This is a genomic window from Rhizobium aureum (genome assembly GCF_030182495.1).
Classification (GTDB): domain Bacteria; phylum Pseudomonadota; class Alphaproteobacteria; order Rhizobiales; family Rhizobiaceae; genus Rhizobium; species Rhizobium tropici_C.
The window spans coordinates 1-615 of sequence record NZ_JAQJCI010000051.1 but is presented as its reverse complement, the minus strand read 5'-3'; the positions used below and the strand labels follow the sequence as shown (position 1 = coordinate 615).

The window sequence follows — 615 nt, the reverse complement described above, 5'->3', positions numbered from 1 at the left end:
GGTGTGAACGTCTCGGCGGTCGCACGGCAAATCGGGATACTGCCGTCTCAGCTGTATCGCTGGCGCAGAGAACTGTTGGGCAGTGATGAGCCTGGGCAAGCAGCGGAGACAGAGTATCCGCAGGGCGTTGTATCCGGCCCCGACCCCATCGTGGAAATCATCATTGGGGATGTTATCGTGCGGGCAGGCGGGCATGTCGACGAGGCTCATCTGCAGCGCGTTATCCGAGCGGTTCGTTCGGCATGATCCCCGCGGGTGTAAAGGTGTTCCTCGCCAGCCATCCCATCGACTTCCGCAAGGGACCGGACAGCTTGCTGTCGCTGGTGCGCGACGCCGGCAGTGATCCGTTTAACGGCTCGCTTTATGTCTTCCGGGCGAAGCGGGCAGACCGGGTCAAGATCGTCTGGTGGGATGGATCAGGGGTCTGCCTTTACTCCAAGCGACTGGAGAAGGCGCAGTTCTGCTGGCCGCGGATCGGGCACAACCGGGTGCAGCTCAATCATGCCCAGCTCATGGCGCTCGTTGACGGCATGGACTGGAAGCGGGTTCGCTCTGTGGCAGTGAAGCCGCCGGAGATTGTTGGGTAAAGGCCTGCGGCGAAGTGAATCAACCGCC

Annotated in this window: 2 protein-coding genes; both read left to right on the top strand. The window is 61.8% G+C overall.

Annotated elements, in window-relative coordinates; genetic code table 11:
* On the top strand, nucleotides 1-246 hold a 246-nt coding region (locus PH552_RS33680), incomplete at its 5' end, for a transposase (protein ID WP_285166711.1).
* Nucleotides 243-587 (top strand): IS66 family insertion sequence element accessory protein TnpB, encoded by a 345-nt coding sequence (tnpB, locus tag PH552_RS33675; protein ID WP_011053349.1) that lies wholly within the window; start codon nucleotides 243-245, stop codon nucleotides 585-587. The genes PH552_RS33680 and tnpB, both read left to right, overlap by 4 nt.
* Nucleotides 588-615 lie beyond the last annotated feature (28 nt).